Raw genomic sequence first — 17,549 nt, 5'->3', positions numbered from 1 at the left:
GGCTGCGGCTCGCCCACGGGGAGCCGATGGCGTACCTCTGCAACTACCTGCCCCCGGAGCTGTTGGAGCTGGACAGCGAGCAGATGGAGGCCACCCCCGCATGGGCGGCAGGCCGTCCGGCGCGGGGGTCCGGTGGAGGCGGGCCAGCAGGGTCGCGGCCGCCTCCCAGGGAGCGGCCTCGGGGGTCTCCGGGTCGACCGGGGTGCCGTAGGGCCAGAAGGTGACCAGGCGGCCGTGGAGGTCGACGGGCTTCGGGCGGAGCGGGGCGAGGAGGGTGCCGGCGAGGGCGGGGTGTGCGGCGAGCCCGAGACGGCGGGAGAGTTCGGCGGGGTCCGTGCCGGGGGCGTGGGCCTTGGCCACGGTGTCGCCGTGGCGGACGACGGTGCCGTCGTGGCGGTCGGCGAGGACGGAGTCGTGGTGCGTGCAGGGGGTGTCGGCGGGGTGGGCCGCGGTGCGCGCGCCCGCGGTCAGGGCGGGAAGCACGTCTGCGGTCACGGGGCCCCCTGGGGTGTGCGGTCGGTACCTCGCGAGCGTACGTTCTCCGCCCCGCCGCCCCTACCCTCCCCCAAGCTCTCGGCTTCGCTCGAGCAGGGGGACCCCCGTCGTCCCCGGGGGCTCCGCCCCCAGACCCCCGGGTGGGTTCTTCGGCTGCGGGCCGGTGGGGGCCGGTCGCGCAGTTCCCCGCGCCCCTAAGGCACGGGGCTGCGCCCCGGTGCCCCAGGGGCTCGCAGTCGGGGAAACCGGTCCGTCCCGGTGTCAGGGCAAAACAATGCCCGCGCAGCTCCCCAGCTGCGCGGGCATTTGTGCCGTCCGCCGCACCCCCGTCCCCACGGGGTTTCATGGCCGGATGTCCCCGCCCGGACCGCTCTTCCGGGCCTGGGGCGCCGCTCAGCGCCCCAGCATCACGCCCACGGACGACGCTTGTGTGACCACCGCGTCCCAGCCGCCGAAGACGACTACGAGCAGGGCCGCCAGGGGAAGGACCATCGCTGTCGCCACCAAGGGGTGGCGCTGACCCTGACGACGCGGGCGGAACGCGGCGCTGTACGCCTTGCGTCCTGTGCGGATCGCCGTCCGCGGTGCCGTGTGGGCCATGGTCCCTCTCCTGACCGAGCATCTATGTGGTTGGCAGCGGCGGGTGTCTGACCTCGGGGGACGAGTGCTGCACCCGCCGCTTGACCTCAAATCTACGGGCGCGGCGGCGATCGGTCGTCATGCCCTCGTACCGATTGCCGGGCCTCCCGGAGGATGAGCGATGACCTGCGGTGTACTCCCCTGGGTGGAGATGAGGACCTAGGTCTCAGGGTCTTCCCGGAGGGGGCGTCCGGTGTGCCCCGACTGTTCCGAGCTGTCCTCCCTCGGCACCGGCTGCTCGACCAGCGCCAGCACCCGCGTCGCCATGAAGCGGGCGGTGCGCACCACTGATCCGTTTCGGGTGACTTCGCTCACTTCCACCACCCCCCGGCGCACCGCGGTCTCCACTCTGCGACCCGCCCTGCTCGCCACCACCTCATACGTACGCGTCGTGTCCCCGGCGTCCACGACTATCTCCACGCGATCACCCTTCACAGGTTCAATCCCCCTTCTGCGACGGACGGTTGGGATCACAGGCAGCCCAAGGCAGTCCTGTTCGCGCATTCCCTGACCGTCTTTCAAGTTTCCCACCCGGCACTGACAATCGATCGGGCCGTGAGGGCGCGGCCTCTGCGCGCACCCGGCCGCGGAAACGTAAGCTGTGGCTCGTCAAACGGACCGGGCAGCGGGGATGGACATGGCGATGATGCGCCTGAGGCGCGAGGACCCGCGTGTCGTCGGCTCGTTCAGGCTTCACAGACGGCTCGGCGCGGGTGGGATGGGCGTGGTCTACCTGGGCTCCGACCGCCGTGGCCAGCGGGTCGCGTTGAAGGTGATCCGACCGGATCTGGCGGAGGATCAGGAGTTCCGGTCACGGTTCGCCCGCGAGGTCTCGGCGGCCCGGCGGATCAGGGGCGGCTGCACGGCGCGGCTCGTGGCCGCCGATCTCGAGGCGGACCGGCCGTGGTTCGCCACGCAGTACGTGCCGGGGCCCTCGCTGCACGACAAGGTCGCCGAGGAGGGCCCGATGTCGGCCGCCGACGTGGCCGCCGTCGGGGCCGCGCTCTCCGAGGGGCTCGTCGCCGTGCACGAGGCCGGTGTCGTGCACCGGGACCTCAAGCCGTCCAACATCCTGCTGTCCCCGAAGGGGCCGCGGATCATCGACTTCGGCATCGCCTGGGCGACGGGGGCGAGCACCCTGACGCACGTCGGTACGGCGGTCGGCTCGCCCGGGTTCCTCGCGCCCGAGCAGGTGCGCGGCGCCGCCGTCACCCCGGCCACCGACGTGTTCGCGCTCGGCGCCACGCTGGCGTACGCGGCGACCAACGACTCGCCCTTCGGGCACGGCAGTTCCGAAGTGATGCTGTACCGGGTGGTGCACGAGGAGCCGCAGCTGCACGGTGTTCCGGACGCGCTGGCTCCGCTCGTCCGCGCTTGTCTGGCCAAGGACCCCGAGGAGCGTCCCAGCACGCTCCAACTCTCCCTGCGGCTCAAGGAGATCGCGGCCCGCGAGGCGCAGGGCATGGCGGACGTCCGCCCGCCCGCGCAGCGCAATGATCCCGACCGGCCGACGGGGCGCCTCGCCGAGCAGTACGCCGAGCAGCCCACCCAGCGCCGCCCGCAGGGCACACCGCCGCCGCGCACGGGCGGCACCAACGGGGGCTCACGGCCGTCACAGTCGGGTGCGCGACCCGCGCCCGCCCGGAGTACCGGACGCTCCGGCAGCAGGCCCGCGCCCCGCAGCGGCGCCGGGCGTCCCGCACCCCGGACGACGGGGACCGGGCGGCGGCCGGCCAATCCGCGACTGCTGCGTCAGCGGCTCTTCGTGTTCGTCGTGGTGACGCTGCTCGTCGCGCTGGGCATCGCGGCGGCGCAGGGCTGCCAGGGGCCGGCACGCGGGCTGGACGACGGGGGCACACGCAAGGACGTACGACAGGAGCAGTCGTCGTACGCGCGGCCTCCCGGTGATCTGATGGCCGAGCGGTACCGCAGCCGGATCAGCGAGGACGGCTGAGGCCGGCAGGCCCTACGACTGTGGGCGGCCCGTCGCCACCGCGTAGAAGGCGACAGCGGCCGCCGCGCCGACGTTGAGCGAGTCGACGCCGTGGGCCATCGGGATGCGGACCCATTCGTCCGCCGCCATCAGGGCCTTCGTGGACAGGCCGTCGCCCTCCGCGCCCAGCATCAGCGCGACCCGGTCCATCCGGTGCGGGGCCGCCTCGTCCAAGGACCTCGCCTTCTCGTCCGGGGTGAGGGCGAGCAGGTTGAAGCCGGCGTCGCGGACCGTCTCCAGGCCCTTGGGCCAGGTCTCGAGACGGGCGTACGGGACCGAGAAGACCGCGCCCATCGAGACCTTCACGGAGCGGCGGTAGAGCGGGTCCGCGCAGTCCGGGGAGAGCAGGACCGCGTCCATGCCGAGGGCCGCGGCGGAGCGGAAGATCGCGCCGATGTTGGTGTGGTCGTTGACCGCCTCCATGACGACCACCCGGCGCGCGGAGCGCAGGAGTTCCTCGGCCGTCGGCAGCGGCTTGCGCTGCATGGACGCGAGCGCGCCCCGGTGCACGTGGTAGCCGGTCACCTGTTCGGCGAGCTCCGGGCTGACCGCGTACACCGGGGCCGGGAGCTCGTCGATGACATCGCGCATGACGTCGACCCACTTGGCGGACAGGAGCATCGAGCGCATCTCGTACCCGGCGTCCTTGGCGCGTCTGATGACCTTCTCGCCCTCGGCGATGAACAGGCCCTCGACGGGTTCGCGCTTGCGGCGCAGCTCCACGTCGGTCAGGCCCGTGTAGTCACGCAGGCGCGGGTCGTCGGGGTTCTCAACGGTGATGAGATCGGCCACAGGGTGATACTGCCTTGTCCTGGGTGCGGTGCCAACGGCTGGGCACGGGTTGGGTTACCGGTGGTTACTCGGAAGCGTTCGGCGGGCTGTGCACACCCACGTTCACGACCTCGCCGATGACGATCACCGCCGGGGGCTTCACGTCCTCGGTGCGTACGGCCTCGGCGACCGTGGCCAGGGTCGCGTCCACGCGGCGCTGGGCGGCGGTCGTGCCCTCCTGGACCAGGGCGACCGGGGTGTCGGCCGGCTTGCCGTGCGCGATCAGGGTCTCGGCGATCCTGCCGATCTTGTCGACGCCCATGAGGACGACGAGCGTGCCGCGCAGTCGGGCGAGGGCCGACCAGTCGACGAGGGATCGCTCGTCGTCAGGGGCGACATGGCCGCTGACCACGGTGAACTCATGTGCGGCACCCCGGTGGGTGACCGGGATTCCGGCCGCACCCGGCACCGAGATCGAACTGGAGATGCCGGGGACGACCGTGCAGACGATGCCCGCCTCGGCGAGCGCCTGGGCCTCCTCCATGCCGCGACCGAAGACGAACGGGTCGCCGCCCTTGAGCCGGACGACCGACTTGCCCTGCTTCGCGTGCTCGATGAGCGCGTTGTTGATGGCCTCCTGGGCCATGTACCGGCCGTAGGGGATCTTCGCCGCGTCGATCACCTCGACGTGCGGCGGGAGTTCGGCGAGCAGGTCGCGCGGGCCCAGACGGTCGGCGATGACCACGTCGGCCTCGGCGAGCAGTCGTCGGCCGCGGACCGTGATCAGGTCGGGGTCGCCGGGACCGCCGCCGACCAGGGCGACACCAGGGGTGCGGGTGCGGTGGTGGGGGGCCACCAGGGTGCCGTCGCGCAGGCCCTCGACCACCGCGTCGCGGATCGCCGCGGTGTGGCGGGGGTCGCGGCCCTTGGCGTTCGTGGTGAGGACGGCGACCGTGACGCCCTCGCTGTGGCCGGTGGCCGGGGTCCAGGCGGTCGCCGCGTCGGCGTCGTCGGAGCGGACGCACCAGACGCGGTGGCGCTCCGCCTCGGCGGAGGCGTCCGTGTTCGCCTGCCGGTCACCGGTCGCGATCAGGGCGTACCAGGCGTCGGCGAGGTCGCCGTCCTCGTACGGGCGCCTCGTCCAGGTGATCTCGCCCGCGTCCGCCATCGCCTCGACGGAGGGGGTGGCCTCGGGCGACACGAGGTGGATGTCCGCGCCTGCCGCGATGAGCGCCGGGAGGCGGCGCTGGGCGACCTGGCCACCGCCGAGGACGACTACGCGGCGGCCGGTGAGGCGGAGGCCTACGGGGTAGGCGGGGTTTTCGGCCATGGAGGTGCGGCTCCTCGTACGGGGCCGCTGCGCTCGGCTGGAGCGGCCTTGACGTGCTGTTTTGGGTGCGGGTCCACGATACGGCGGGGGCGGGAGGGGCTCCTTCCCCAAGCCCGCCCCGTCCCGGCAGTGACACTGTGCGGCTTCGCCGCGTGAGGGGCTGGCCCCCGGGCCCCCGCGCAAGCGGGCGCGTCGTCGGTCTACTTCTCGGTGACCCCTGCGGAGTCGAACGTCGCCACCTCGTGCATCGCCCTCGCCGCGCTCTGGACCACCGGCAGGGCCAGCAGGGCGCCCGTGCCCTCGCCGAGGCGCAGGTCCAGGTCGACCAGGGGGCGCAGGCCCAGCTTGTTCAGGGCGGCGACGTGGCCGGGCTCGGCGCTGCGGTGGCCCGCGATGCAGGCCGCGAGGACCTCGGGCGCGATGGCACGGGCCACGAGGGCGGCGGCGCCGGCGCTGACGCCGTCCAGGATCACCGGCGTACGCAGGGAGGCGCCGCCGAGGAGCAGGCCCACCATGGCGGCGTGTTCGAGGCCGCCGATCGCGGCGAGGACGCCGATGGGGTCGGCCGGGTCCGGCTGGTGGAGTTCGATGGCACGGCGCACGACCTCGGTCTTGCGGGCGAGGGTCTCGTCGTTGATGCCGGTGCCGCGGCCCGTCACCTCGGACGGGTCGGTGTCCGTGAAGACGGAGATCAGGGCCGCCGACGCCGTCGTGTTGGCGATGCCCATCTCGCCGGTCAGCAGGGCCTTGTTGCCGGCCGCCACGAGGTCGCGGGCCGTCTCGATGCCCACCTCGATGGCGGCCGTGACCTCTTCGCGGGTCATCGCGGGGCCGGTCGTCATGTCGGCGGTGCCCGCGCGGACCTTGCGCGGGAGGAGACCCGGGGTCGCGGGGAGGTCGGAGGCGACGCCCACGTCGATGACGCAGACCTCGGCGCCCACCTGGTTGGCGAAGGCGTTGCAGACCGCGCCGCCACCCAGGAAGTTGGCCACCATCTGGCCGGTGACCTCCTGCGGCCAGGGGGTGACGCCCTGGGCGTGCACGCCGTGGTCGCCCGCGAAGATCGCGACGGCGGCGGGCTCCGGGATCGGCGGCGGGCACATCCGTGACAGGCCGGACAGCTGCGCGGAGATGATCTCCAGCATGCCGAGCGCGCCCGCGGGCTTGGTCATCCGCTTCTGGCGCTCCCACGCCTCGCCGAGCGCCTTCGCGTCCAGCGGGCGGATGTTGGAGACCGTCTCGGCGAGCAGGTCGTGCGGCTCCTCACCGGGCAGCGCGCGACGGCCGTACGTCTCCTCGTGCACGACCCAGGACAGCGGGCGGCGCTTGGACCAGCCGGCCTGCATCAGCTCGGGCTCCTCGGGGAACTCGTCGACGTAGCCGACGCAGAGGTACGCCACCACGTCCAGGTGCTCGGGCAGGCCGAGGGCGCGGACCATCTCGCGCTCGTCGAAGAAGCTGACCCAGCCGACGCCGAGGCCCTCGGCGCGGGCCGCGAGCCACAGGTTCTGGACCGCGAGCGCGGAGGAGTACGGGGCCATCTGGGGCTGGGTGTGACGGCCCAGGGTGTGACGGCCGCCGCGGGTCGGGTCGGCGGTGACGACGATGTTCACCGGCGTGTCGAGGATGGCCTCGATCTTCAGTTCCTTGAACTGCTTCGCGCGCCCCTTGGGCAGCGACTTGGCGTACGCCTCGCGCTGACGGGCGGCCAGTTCGTGCATCGTGCGCCGGGTCTCGGCGGAGCGGATGACGACGAAGTCCCAGGGCTGGGAGTGACCGACGGACGGCGCGGTGTGCGCGGCCTCCAGGACCCGCAGCAGCACGTCGTGCGGGATCGGGTCGCTGCGGAAGCCGTTGCGGATGTCGCGGCGCTCGCGCATCACGCGCAGCACGGCCTCGCGCTCGGCGTCGTCGTAGCCGGGGGCCGCCGGGCCGGTGGACTCTCGTACGTCTTCCACTGCGGCCGGGCTCTCTTCCTGGTCGGCGACCTGGGTGTCCAGGTCGTCCGCTTGCTGTGCGACTACTACGGGCTCCGGGTCCGCCTCGAACGGCTCCGGTACGGGGGGTGTCTCGGCTTCGGCCTCGCGGGGCGCGGGAACCGGGGCGAGGGGCGCCTCGATGGCGGGCTCCGCCTCGGCGGGAGGGGCGGGGTGAGCCTCCTGGCTCTCCGCCGGCACGGCCTCCACCAGGGCCGGGGGCTCTTCGGCCGGGGGCCGCTCCTCCGTGGGCAGCGGCGGCACGGTCATGGCGTGCGGCGGGGTCGGGGCGAGGTGCGGGGTCGTCGGCACCGTGCCCTCGACGGGCACGAACTGGCCGAGGGGCTGGTCCGCGGCGGAATCCAGGGGGGCGCCCTGGAATCCGGGTGCGCCTGCCGTGTCGCCGGGGTGGTGCTCGCCGTGCGACTGGTTCGTGGCCGCGTGCGGCGCCTGTGCGTGGGCGGCGACACCGACCGGTGCACCGGCACCGACCTCGGCGAACGCGGCGTGGGCCGCGGCGGGGGCCGCGAACTGCGCGGCCTGGACCGGGAAGGCCTCGACGCCTGGGACCGCCTGTCCGTACGAGTCGTGCGCGGCGCGCGCCACCTGCGCCTGCGCCTCGGCGGCTGCCTGAGCGGCGGACACCACGAGGGGCTCCGGGGCGAACTCGGGCTGCGCGGCCTCCGCGAGCTCCACGCCGGCGTCCGCCAACTGGACCACGGGTTCCGGGATATGGACACCGGCTTCCGGGAACTGGGCGTCCTGGGCCGGGAACTGGGGCGCCTGGTCCACCGCCTGGGCGGCGGGCTCGGCGAGGTGGGCGGCCTGGTCCGCGAGTTGGGGAGCCTGTTCGGTGGTCCCCGGCTCGGCCGCGGGCGTCGACTGCGGGTCCTGCGCGGGCTGGAGCACCTGCTCGGCAGCCAAGGACTCGCCCGCCTCGGAAGCCTGTGCCGGGGTGCCGGCAAGGTGCCCGGCGGTGTCGTCCACGGTCGGCGCCGCGTGCGGGAGGTCCTGGGCGACCGGGAAGGGCGTCGAAGCGGGAGTCGCCTCCGGGGCCTCGGGGGCCGGGAAGCCGTCCGGCGCGGGCGCGGCCTCAGAGCCCGGCGCCGCCTCAAAGCTCGACACGGCCTCAAAGCTCGGCTCGGCCTCGAGACTCGGCTCGGCCTCAAAGCTCGGCTCGGCCTCGGGGCTCGGCTCGGCCTCCACGGCCTGCTGGACGAAGTGGCCCTCCAACGCCTCGGGCGTGTGGGCGGTCTCCGGGGCCTGGGGCACCTGCGCGAGTTCCTGAGACCCGACCGCCTCGACCGCCTCCGCAAGCTGGGGAACCGGGGCGAATTCCGCGGCCTCGACGGCCTCGGCAACCTCCGCGACCGGCGCCGCCTCCGGCACCGTCACCGCCTCGGCGACCACTCCGGCCTCCGGGCCCTGGACTGCCGACGGGACGACCGTTTCTGCGGCCGTCCCCTCGGGACCCACCGGCGGCGCTCCCCACGGCACCGCGCCCTGCGGCGGGATCTCGGAGAGCTGCGGTACGTCGAGGTACTCGGGACCGGCGGTCGGGGGACCCGCGTGCCTTACCGGAGTCGGGGGAGCCACGGGGTTCATCGGGGTGGCAACGGGCGCGGCGGCGGGGCCGCGGTCGGCGAGCGAGCGCACCGGGCTCGCGGAGCCGTCCGGAGTCGGCGGGCCGAGGTGCAGCGGGCGGCGCGGCGCCGTCGGCTGCGGGGCGGCCGCGGGGCCGGGTACACGGACGCCACTGAGGTCGAGTGAACCGCTGTCCCGGCCGGCCATCTCGTGCGGACCCGGCTCATGGACGAGAGGCTGTTCCTGGACGAGGGGCTGCGGGGGCGGCGGGGCCACCTCGTTGCCCCACGCTCCCTGTGCGCCTGGCATGAGAAGCAGGTCGTCGTCCTCGGCGGGGTTCCCGGAGGGGTCGAGGAAGGTGTACACGCCCGGGGCGGGGACGCCCGGCTGCTCCACCATGCCTGCGTTCTCCGGCAGTCCCTCGCCCGGGACCTGGCCGGTGTCGGTCATGCGTACCCCTCGCCCATCGGTTAGTGCTTCCAAGTCCTGCTCGCCCGGAACGGCGCACCGACCGCCCCGCAGTGAAGAACGAGCGTGCGCGCCCAGCGGCACGAACGACCGGCCAACAAAGACGACAAAGCCATTAACTGGCATTGTCCCGGTCGTCCGACCCTCGCGACAGCTTGATCCGCGACGGCCCGCTGTGGACTGCGCCACGTTGCGCGTCCTCCGGTTCTGCCGTACCACACTCGCCTCAAAACGGGCGCGTTTTCCGGACATTGGCCCACGAAAGGCCGATCATCCGGGAGCGGTACAACGATCGGCCAGCCTACCGCGCGCAGTACGACAACAGGATCACGGGTTGCGATCGGGCAGACGGCCTGTGAGCAGGAACGCGACGCTCCGCTCGGTCTCCGTCCAGGCCCTTGTGTCGAGTTCGACGGACTGGATGAGGGCGCATTCGACCTGATATCCGTGCTCGGTCAGATCGCGGCCCACGAGTTCGGCCGCGTCCCGGGTCGCCGCGTGCGTCACGATGCGCTGCGGACGGCGGTCGGCGACGGCCGAGACGACCTGCACTCCCCCGCCGCCGACGCGTACGACATCGGGTTCGGGGAGGTTCTCCAGGACGTGCGGAGCGGTCCCGTGCACGATCTGCATCTGGACGCCGTAGCGGCGGGCGGAGTCCTCGGTGCGGGCGCAGGAGCCGGGGTTGCGGTCGACGGCGATGACCGCCGCGCCGGTGCGCGCCGCCTCGGTGGCGAAGGCGCCGCTGCCGGAGCCGATGTCCCACACGAGGTCTCCGACCCGCGGGCCCAGCCGGGCGAGTTGGGCGGCGCGCAGCAGATCCGTTTCGCCTTCGCCCAGTGCGCCGCCGTACGCCTGGGCGGGCAGCGCCCAGCCGCGCGGTCCGGTGCCCGGGTCGCGTCCGGCGATCCAGCCGCCGTCCTCGGCCGCGGCCACGAAGCCGCCGATGACGATGACGACGTTGGGGTCGCGCCAGGTGTGGTCGGCGGCCTTGTCGGAGGTGAGGATGGTGACCCGCTCGCTCGCGGTGCCGAGTTCCTCGCAGATGACGAAGGTGCGGTGGACTCCTTCGAGGAGCAGGCCGAGTTCGGCGGGTCCGGCGCCGGGCGAGGTGAGGACGGCGACCTTGGTGTGGGCGCGGCAGACGTTCACCGCGCGGCGCAGGGTGCGGCGGTGCGCCACGACCACCTGTGCGTCGTCCCAGGGCATGCCGGCGCGGGCGAAGGCGGCGGCCACCGAGGAGACGGCGGGCACGACTTCGACTTCCAGGCCGAACTCGGGGGCGCGCAGGGTGCGTACGACTCCGAAGAAGCCGGGGTCGCCGTCGGCGAGGACGACGGCGCTGCCGCGGTGGCCCGCGATACGGCGGGCGGCGAGGGAGACGCTGCCGAGGCGGATGCGTTCGGCGGCCCGGGGTACCTCGGGGAGCGCCAGGTGGTGCGCCGCTCCGGCCACCAGGGTGGCCGCGCCGAGGGCGGAGCGCGCCGCGGCGGTCAAGGGCGAGCCGTCCCAGCCGATCACCGTGACCCGGTCGGCCATCGTCGTCAGTCTCCAGAGGGTTTTCGCAGGTCGTCGGTGGGCAGCCCGCGGGCGGGCTCCGTGAGGGTACCTGGTGTCGCTGGGTGCGGGCGCACAGATATCTGCCGGGTGGGAGCGGTTCTTCGGAACGCCGTGCGGGACGTCCCCCGGCTTCGGCGCGGGGAATCCCGCCGGTTCAGTTCCAGTCGGAGAACGACGTGAAACCACCCGTGTCGGCGAGCTGGTCGCCGACTCCGTCGAGGTCCTCCGGGAGGAGGCTCCAGACGATGAAGTCGGTGCGCACGTCCACCCAGCGCCCGTCCTCGGTGCGGGTGTGCGCTATACAGGCGTTGCGCAGGACGCCCTCGCTGATGCAGCCGATCTTCTGGGCGACCTGCTGGGAGGCGGTGTTGTCGGCCGCCGTGCGCAGTTCGATGCGCTCGAACTTCTGGTCGCGGAAGAGCCATCGGGCGGTGGCGAGCGCCGCCTCGGAGGCGTAGCCCTCGCCGCGGGCCCAGGGAGCGATGACGTACGACAGTTCGGTGGAGCGCACATGCCAGTCGGTCTTGGCGAGCTGCACGATGCCGACCAGGCGCTGGGTGAGGAACTCGGTGACGGCGAGGTCGAGTCCCCGGCCCGCCGCGCGTTCGGCGGGCGCGTACTCGGTGATCCAGGTGCGGGCCCTGTCCTCGGTATAGGGCTGGGGCACGTCGGTCCAGGCCCCGACCTGCTCGTCGTTCATCATCGCGGCCAGGGAGGGGATGTCGTCCTCGTCGAGCGCGCGCAGGACCAACCGCTCCGTGCTGATGGAGATGTCGGGGAAGGTGCTGGTCATGCGCCGCTCCGTAACCGTCGGGGACGTCGGGCCCTCGGATCCTTCGGGCCCGCTGAACTGCCCAGCATGCAGCATGAGGCCACCGAACTGCACCACGGGGTCCACTCCGCGTGATGGAGTGGACCCCGTACGGTGACCCGGCCGGAACGACGGGATGACCGAAACTAGAACGACGGGATGACCGAACCGGCGTACTTGTCCTCGATGAACTTCTTGACCTCGGGCGAGGTGAGGAGCTTGGCGAGCTTCTTCACCCGCGGGTCGCTCTCGTTGCCCTTCTTGACGGCGAGGAAGTTGCCGTAGGGGTTGTTCGTCGCGGACTCCAGGAAGAGCGCCTCCTTGGCCGGCTTGAGGCCGGAGGAGATGGCGTAGTTGCCGTTGATCACCGCGGCGTCGACGTCGTCCAGGGAGCGCGGGGTCTGGGCCGCCTCCAGCTCCTTGAACTTGAGGTTCTTCGGGTTCTTCGCGATGTCCTGGGTGGTCGCGCTGTTGCCCGCGCCGTCCTTGAGCGTGATGAGTCCCTTGGAGGCGAGCAGCTTGAGCGCCCGTGCCTCGTTGACCGTGTCGTTCGGGACGGCGACCGTCGCACCGCTCTTGAGCTCGTCGGTCTTCTTGATCTTGTGGGAGTAGAGACCGAGCGGTTCCAGGTGGACCGTGACGACGGGCACGATGTGGGTGCCGTTCTTCTTGTTGAAGTCGTCGAGGTACGGCTGGTTCTGGAAGTAGTTGGCGCCGACGGACCCGTCCTCGGTCGCCGTGTTCGGCGTGACGTAGTCCGTGAACTCCTTGACCTGCAGGTCGAGGCCGGCCTTCTTCGCCAGGTTGTCCTTGATGTAGTCGAGGATCTCGGCGTGCGGGGTGGGGCTCGCGGCCACGACCAGCGGACCGCTGGTGTCGGAGGCGCTGCTGCTCTTGTCCGAGCCGCAGGCGGAGAGGCCGAGGGTGAGGGCTCCGGCGGCGAGGACTGCGGTGGTGATTTTGGCGGTGTTACGCACGAAAAGTGCCTTTCCTTAAGGGTAGAGCGACCCCGTGGTGGGTGGTTACGGGGAAATCTGCGGGTGGGGGGAGAACCAGAAGGGGGTGTTCGGGCGGTCTCAGGCGACCTTGCCGACCTCCGCGGTGGCGGGCTCCTTGGCCTTCAGCAACCGCAGCTTCGGGGCGGCGCCGGAGTGGCCGCCGCGCCGGTGCAGGGTGCGGGCCGCGTAGTCGCCGGCGAACTGGATGAGCGAGATGACGACCGCGAGGATCGCCACGGTGATCCACATCAGTCCGGTCTCGAAGCGCTGGTAGCCGTAGCGGATGGCGATGTCGCCGAGCCCGCCGGCGCCGACCGTGCCGGCCATCGCGGAGTAGCCGATGAGGGCGACGATCGTGGTGGTCGCGGAGGAGATCAGCGACGGCAGCGACTCCGGTACGAGCACCTTGCGCACGACGGTCCAGGTGTTGCCGCCCATCGACTGCACAGCCTCGACGAGACCGCCGTCCACTTCGCGGACCGCCGTCTCGACCAGGCGCGCGAAGAAGGGGATCGCGCCGACGGCGAGCGGCACGATCGCCGCCTCGCGTCCGATGGTCGTTCCCGTGATCGTGCGCGTGAAGTTCATCAGCGCGACCATCAGGATGATGAACGGCAGCGAGCGGGCGATGTTCACGACCTGCCCGATGACCTTGTTCACGACGACGTTCTGCAGGAGTCCGCCGCGGTCGGTCAGGACGAGCAGAACACCGAGCGGCAGACCGCCGACGATCGCGATCAGCGTGGACCAGCCGACCATGTAGAGCGTGTCCCAACACGCCTGGGACAGCAGGGGCTGCATCTCCGACCAGGTCACTTGGCGCCGTCCTTCACGAGTACGGGCTGCTGGCCCTGGATGTCGATCTGCAGACCCTGCTCGCGCAGGAACCCGATCGGCACGACGTTCTCCTCGTAGCGGCCGGGCAGTTCGATGCGCATCCGGCCGACCTGCTTGCCTGCGACGGTGTCCATCGCGGCGCCGAGGATCGAGATGTCGATGTTGTACGTGCGCGAGAGCTGCGAGATGACGGGCTGGGTGGCGGCCTCGCCGTGGAAGGTGACGTCGATGACGGTGCGGTCGTCGCCGGACGGCTCGCCGCTCACCGGGAAGAGCGCCTCGGCGAGTTCGGAACCGGGGGTCGCGAGCAGCTCGCTGACGGTGCCGGACTCGACGATGCGGCCCTTCTCCATGAGCGCGGCCGAGTCGCAGATCGTCTTGACGACGTCCATCTCGTGGGTGATGAGCAGGACGGTCAGGCCCAACTGCCGGTTCAGGTCGCGCAGCAGCTGGAGGATGGAGCGGGTGGTCTCGGGGTCGAGGGCACTGGTGGCCTCGTCGGAGAGCAGCACCTTGGGGTCACCGGCCAGGGCGCGGGCGATGCCGACGCGCTGCTTCTGGCCGCCGGAGAGCTGGGCCGGGTAGGCCTTGGCCTTGTCGGAGAGACCGACCAGGTCGAGCAGCCCGAGCGCCTTGGAGGAACGTTCCTTCCCCGACAGGCCAAGGATTTCGAGCGGCAGCTCGACGTTGTCCTGCACGGTGCGCGAGGACAGCAGGTTGAAGTGCTGGAAGACCATGCCGATACGGCTGCGGGCCTGGCGGAGTTCCTTGCCCGCGCGCGGGCCGCGGCCGACGAGCGCGGTGAGGTCCTGTCCGGCGACGGTGACCGTGCCGGCGGTGGGACGCTCCAGGAGGTTGACGCAGCGGATGAGGGAGGACTTGCCGGCGCCGGACTGGCCGATGACGCCGTACACCTCGCCTTCGCGGACGTGCAGATCGACGCCGTCGAGGGCGGTCACTTCACGGCCGCGCGAGCGGTAGACCTTGGTGAGGCCCGTTGTCGTGATCACTGGGGTTTCCGTCACTGTCGAGTGCGGGGCGCGGGTGTGCGCCGGCACGGGTGCATTCGGTCGGGAACGCGACACGGTTCTCGCGGTGGCGATGGAACCGGATGAATCCAGAGGGAGAACATGCGCGCGGAGCGGCGCCGCTCACGTACGGGGTACGGACAGGGCGCGGCGGTCTCGCTTCGGGGCGCGAGACGGGGCGGTGGTGCAGGGGCCCTCTAGAAGGCGCACATTCGACACATACAACGAGCACCGGGCGTCATGGTCGCCTCGGTCGCAAGGATGCGGCTGCTCGTCGTGGTCATGGGATCAAGTAAAGCAGACGTACAGGCGGGGCCCAGAACCGCTGTCCGTATTACGGACAGCGGTGGACACCTCTCAGCCGCGGGTGGAGATCTCCACTCCGCCGCCGGTGACCAGCGCGGACAGGGCCGAGAGGTCCTTCACCACGAGGTCCGCGTCCAGCTCGGACGCCTCGTGGGTTGTGGCCAACGCCACGGTGGTCATCCCGGCGGCGCGGCCTGCCTGCAGGCCCGCCGGGGCGTCCTCGAAGACGACGCAACGGGCCGGGTCGACGCCCAGTTCACGGGCGGCGAGAAGGTAGGGCTCGGGGTCGGGCTTGCCGCGGGTGATGTCGTCGGCGGAGATCAGCGTCTTGGGCCGGATACCGACCTCGGCGAGCCGGGCCTCGGCCAGTCGCCGGGTGGCGGAGGTGACGACGGCCCAGCGGTCGGCCGGCAGCGAGTCGAGGAACGCGGCGGTGCCGGGGAGCAGGACGACGCCGCCGGGGACGTCCTCGACCTCCAGCAGTTCGATGCGCGCGAGCGCCTCGGGGACGAGGTCGGCGGGCAGCAGGTCGGCGGCTATCTCGACGGCGGGGCGGCCGTGCAGTTCGATCCGGGCGAAGTCCTCCGCGGTGATCCCGTACTCGCGCGCCCATCGTGTCCAGCACCGGTTCACCGACTCGAGGGATGAGACGAGCGTCCCGTCGTTGTCGAACAGCAGGGCATCAGCGTGGATCTTCATGCTCTCGACCCTACGGGGCAGCCCGGGGGCGAGGGCATCGGGCCTTTTGGCCCGTAATAGGGTCACGGCATGCTTGATGCCCTGACGGTCGCGACCGCCGTCGCCGCGCTCGCGCTCGCCGCCTGGTGCGGCTGGGCCGCCTACCGTGATCAGCCCACCAAGGACTGGCACTTCATCGGCATGGCCGTGGTGACGCTGCTCGCCCTGATCCAGCTGGTGGTCGGAATCGTCCAGCTGGCGCGCGGACAGAAGCCCGACCAGGGCACGACCATCTTCGTGGCGTATCTGCTCGGTGCCTTCGCGTGCATTCCGGCCGCGGGCTTCATGTCGCTGGCGGAGCGCACCCGCTGGGGATCGATCACGGTGGCGGCCGGCGGTGTCGTCCTCGCCGTACTGGAGGTGCGGCTCTATGACATCTGGGGAGGCTGAGATGACGGCCACGGACGAGAACGGGACCGCGCCTCAGGAGAATCAGGAGAGGCGGGAGAACCCGGAGAAGAAGCGCACCCGGCTGATCAGCGGCCCAGGCATGCTGCTGCTCTGGCTGTATGGCGTGATGGTCGTCGGCGCCGTGTCGCGTTCCGCCGTCCAGATCTCGACGGAGTTCGACAAGGCCCCGCTCGCCTACTCGCTGTCGGCGGTCGCGGGCCTCGTCTACGGCTTCATCACGTACTCACTCGTGCGCGGCGGTGAAACGGCCCGCAGGGCGGCGCTGGTGTGCTGCGCCGCCGAGCTCGTGGGCGTGCTGACCGTCGGGACCTGGACGCTGGTCGAGCCGTCCGCCTTCCCCGACGCCACCGTGTGGTCGGACTACGGGATCGGCTATCTGTTCATCCCGGTGCTGCTGCCGCTGTCGGCCATGTACTGGCTGCGCAAGGCGCGCACGGCCGACCGGTCGGCGTAGCTCGGGCCCGGAACTCGGGCCCTGAGCACGGGACCTGAGCACGGGACCTGAGCACGGACGCTGGTCAGGCGCTGGCCACGAACGCGCCCGCGTCGGCGCCCTTCTGCAGGGTCACCAGGGTGAGCCGCTCGTCGACACGCTCCGTGGAGACCTGCGCATAGCCGTGCTTGCGGTACATCCGCAGGTTGCGGTCGCTGCGGTGGCCGGTGAAGAGCTGGAAGGACTTGGCCGCGCCGTCCGTTGCGAGCTTGGCCTCGATCGCGCCGAGCAGCCGCCCGCCCAGACCGTGGCGCTGCATGCGCGGGTGGACGATGAGCTTGTTGATGCGGGCCGTGCCGTCCGGGTCCACGGCTCCGCGGACCGAGGCCACCACCTCTTCGCCCAGCCTGGCCACCAGGACCGTACCGCCCGCCAGCTCTGCCCTGAGGGAGTCGAGCGGCTGCGTCAGCGGCTCGATGCCGTAGTCCCCGTACAGCTCGGCCTCGCTCTGGTAGCAGAGGTACTGCAGCTTGAGGATCTGCTCTGCGTCCTGCTCGGTCGCCGCCGAGATGGTCACGCTCATGCCCATGTGTGCATGCCTCCCGCTCACCTGTTCCACCGGTCGTCCCCCACTCCTATCCCCGCCGTTCGCGGGCCGCAACCACCGGGGAGAGCAAGCGACGCAGACATCCCAGGCATCTGGAACGTTCCGGACCCAGACTGCCCTGTGAGATACCCAACTCGCCTGCGATCTCCCGATAGGTGAGGTCCTTCGGGGAGAGCAGTGCCGCCATCAGGCTGGGGCAGCGACCCGGCAGCCGACGGACCGCGTCGTGCAGGGCGCGCCGGCTGTCGGCGGTCATCACCTGCTGTTCGGGGTCCGGCCCGCTCTCGTCGGCGGGCTCGGAGACGTACGGCCGTTCGTACCGGGCCGTACGGCGGGTGCGGCGGACCTCGGAGCGCACGGCGCGGCGCAACCAGCCCTGCGGGTCGACGGGCGGCCCGTCCGAGTCGAGGCGCTCCAGGAGGCGCAGCCAGACGGCCTGTTCGAGGTCGCTCGGTTCGGTCCCGGACGCAAAGCCTTCCGCCGAGGCCTCGGCGGCGAGCAGCGGACGCAGGGTGGAAACCATCTCGTGGGTCATATGCGGCGGGACGCCGCCGCCCCGGCACG

Annotated in this window: 16 protein-coding genes and 1 pseudogene; 3 read left to right on the top strand and 14 right to left on the bottom strand. The window is 71.9% G+C overall.

The window, feature by feature from the left end; all coding sequences use genetic code 11:
* From ACFVWD_RS02825 to ACFVWD_RS02815, 3 genes and pseudogenes are all read right to left on the bottom strand, one after another.
* Positions 1-495, bottom strand: a pseudogene (locus tag ACFVWD_RS02825) (aminoglycoside phosphotransferase family protein); the annotation flags it as partial.
* A gap of 393 nt (positions 496-888) precedes the next feature.
* Entirely contained in the window at positions 889-1,095 is a 207-nt protein-coding gene (locus tag ACFVWD_RS02820; RefSeq protein ID WP_054230606.1) for a hypothetical protein, read from the bottom strand.
* A gap of 198 nt (positions 1,096-1,293) precedes the next feature.
* Positions 1,294-1,569, bottom strand: a complete 276-nt coding sequence (locus tag ACFVWD_RS02815) for a hypothetical protein (protein WP_067365819.1) — start codon at positions 1,567-1,569, stop codon at positions 1,294-1,296.
* A gap of 196 nt (positions 1,570-1,765) precedes the next feature.
* On the opposite strand from ACFVWD_RS02815, the gene ACFVWD_RS02810 reads away from it, so the two are divergent.
* Complete coding sequence (locus ACFVWD_RS02810; protein WP_389593539.1) at positions 1,766-3,088, top strand: serine/threonine-protein kinase; 1,323 nt, start codon at positions 1,766-1,768, stop codon at positions 3,086-3,088.
* Between the two features lie 12 nt (positions 3,089-3,100).
* Here the strand turns inward: ACFVWD_RS02810 and ACFVWD_RS02805 are convergent, their stop codons facing one another.
* From ACFVWD_RS02805 to ACFVWD_RS02765, 9 genes are all read right to left on the bottom strand, one after another.
* The gene (locus ACFVWD_RS02805; RefSeq protein ID WP_389593537.1) at positions 3,101-3,919 is read right to left on the bottom strand and encodes a TrmH family RNA methyltransferase; all 819 of its coding nucleotides are present in this window, start codon (positions 3,917-3,919) and stop codon (positions 3,101-3,103) included.
* Positions 3,920-3,983: 64 nt separating this feature from the next.
* Positions 3,984-5,228, bottom strand: coding sequence for a uroporphyrinogen-III C-methyltransferase (cobA, locus tag ACFVWD_RS02800; protein ID WP_389593535.1), 1,245 nt, complete (start codon positions 5,226-5,228; stop codon positions 3,984-3,986).
* 200 nt (positions 5,229-5,428) lie between these two features.
* A complete protein-coding gene (cobT, locus tag ACFVWD_RS02795) occupies positions 5,429-9,238 on the bottom strand; it encodes a nicotinate-nucleotide--dimethylbenzimidazole phosphoribosyltransferase (RefSeq protein ID WP_389593533.1) in 3,810 nt (1,269 codons plus the stop codon).
* A gap of 345 nt (positions 9,239-9,583) precedes the next feature.
* The gene (cbiE, locus tag ACFVWD_RS02790) at positions 9,584-10,795 is read right to left on the bottom strand and encodes a precorrin-6y C5,15-methyltransferase (decarboxylating) subunit CbiE (RefSeq protein WP_101406203.1); all 1,212 of its coding nucleotides are present in this window, start codon (positions 10,793-10,795) and stop codon (positions 9,584-9,586) included.
* 175 nt (positions 10,796-10,970) lie between these two features.
* The gene (locus tag ACFVWD_RS02785; protein ID WP_389593531.1) at positions 10,971-11,609 is read right to left on the bottom strand and encodes a GNAT family N-acetyltransferase; all 639 of its coding nucleotides are present in this window, start codon (positions 11,607-11,609) and stop codon (positions 10,971-10,973) included.
* A 164-nt stretch (positions 11,610-11,773) separates the two neighbouring features.
* Complete coding sequence (locus tag ACFVWD_RS02780; RefSeq protein ID WP_352047941.1) at positions 11,774-12,604, bottom strand: MetQ/NlpA family ABC transporter substrate-binding protein; 831 nt, start codon at positions 12,602-12,604, stop codon at positions 11,774-11,776.
* Between the two features lie 99 nt (positions 12,605-12,703).
* On the bottom strand, positions 12,704-13,441 hold the full coding sequence (locus tag ACFVWD_RS02775) for a methionine ABC transporter permease (protein WP_095855741.1): 738 nt from the start codon (positions 13,439-13,441) through the stop codon (positions 12,704-12,706).
* Positions 13,438-14,472, bottom strand: coding sequence for a methionine ABC transporter ATP-binding protein (locus ACFVWD_RS02770; protein WP_389593530.1), 1,035 nt, complete (start codon positions 14,470-14,472; stop codon positions 13,438-13,440). The genes ACFVWD_RS02775 and ACFVWD_RS02770 overlap by 4 nt, the downstream gene beginning before the upstream one ends.
* Positions 14,473-14,847: 375 nt before the next feature.
* Complete coding sequence (locus ACFVWD_RS02765) at positions 14,848-15,495, bottom strand: HAD family hydrolase (RefSeq protein WP_168490075.1); 648 nt, start codon at positions 15,493-15,495, stop codon at positions 14,848-14,850.
* A 69-nt stretch (positions 15,496-15,564) separates the two neighbouring features.
* On the opposite strand from ACFVWD_RS02765, the gene ACFVWD_RS02760 reads away from it, so the two are divergent.
* Entirely contained in the window at positions 15,565-15,924 is a 360-nt protein-coding gene (locus tag ACFVWD_RS02760) for a hypothetical protein (protein WP_389593528.1), read from the top strand.
* 100 nt (positions 15,925-16,024) lie between these two features.
* The gene (locus tag ACFVWD_RS02755; RefSeq protein ID WP_097288849.1) at positions 16,025-16,399 is read left to right on the top strand and encodes a hypothetical protein; all 375 of its coding nucleotides are present in this window, start codon (positions 16,025-16,027) and stop codon (positions 16,397-16,399) included.
* A 64-nt stretch (positions 16,400-16,463) separates the two neighbouring features.
* Here the strand turns inward: ACFVWD_RS02755 and ACFVWD_RS02750 are convergent, their stop codons facing one another.
* The gene (locus tag ACFVWD_RS02750; protein WP_389593527.1) at positions 16,464-16,967 is read right to left on the bottom strand and encodes a GNAT family N-acetyltransferase; all 504 of its coding nucleotides are present in this window, start codon (positions 16,965-16,967) and stop codon (positions 16,464-16,466) included.
* A 46-nt stretch (positions 16,968-17,013) separates the two neighbouring features.
* Positions 17,014-17,520 carry a sigma-70 family RNA polymerase sigma factor gene (locus ACFVWD_RS02745; protein ID WP_389593525.1) on the bottom strand — a complete coding sequence of 169 codons (507 nt, stop codon included), beginning with the start codon at positions 17,518-17,520 and terminating at the stop codon, positions 17,014-17,016.
* Between the last annotated feature and the right edge of the window lie 29 nt (positions 17,521-17,549).

The organism is Streptomyces sp. NPDC058086 (assembly GCF_042885015.1).
Taxonomy (GTDB): Bacteria; Actinomycetota; Actinomycetes; order Streptomycetales; family Streptomycetaceae; genus Streptomyces.
Note: the sequence above shows the minus strand (reverse complement) of the source record. Positions and strands in the feature narration are given on the sequence as shown.